At 67.1% G+C, this 377-nt stretch carries 1 protein-coding gene; it reads right to left on the reverse strand.

Features of this window, described 5'->3' with window-relative positions; all coding sequences use genetic code 11:
• Positions 1-217, reverse strand: a 217-nt coding sequence (locus EXE44_RS21240; protein ID WP_206750411.1) for a hypothetical protein, incomplete at its 3' end; no start/stop codon positions are given.
• Positions 218-377 lie beyond the last annotated feature (160 nt).

A 377-nucleotide genomic window follows, 5' to 3' on the forward strand; every position in this document is an offset into this window, starting at 1 on the left:
GGTCGGATCCGCGCTCGTGAGTATCGATCCCCCTTTCGTCGACGGAGAATGCGCGTTCGTGGGTACCCTCGCCGGTGGTGGCCCTTTTATACCCGCCGCACGTGACGGCACGGAGTTCACGATCGCGGTCGCCGGCGCCGAGAGGCACGCGCTCCGCGGCTCCCGGATCGGCGTCCCGACCGACGCCCGCGGTGACCGCACACACATAACCCAACATACATGAGCCTCGGACGGGTCCCACGAGGTACGTTTCCGATCATGATGAGCCGTTGGACGTGTGGCCGGTGTGGGTTCGTCGCGTGGACGCGGGACCGCTCCGAGATGCGCGAGGTGACGGGATCACACCTGATCGCGCACCACTCGGACGCGCTCTCCAC

The organism is Halorubrum sp. SS7, assembly GCF_005435055.1.
GTDB classification, from domain to species: Archaea; Halobacteriota; Halobacteria; order Halobacteriales; family Haloferacaceae; genus Halorubrum; species Halorubrum salinarum.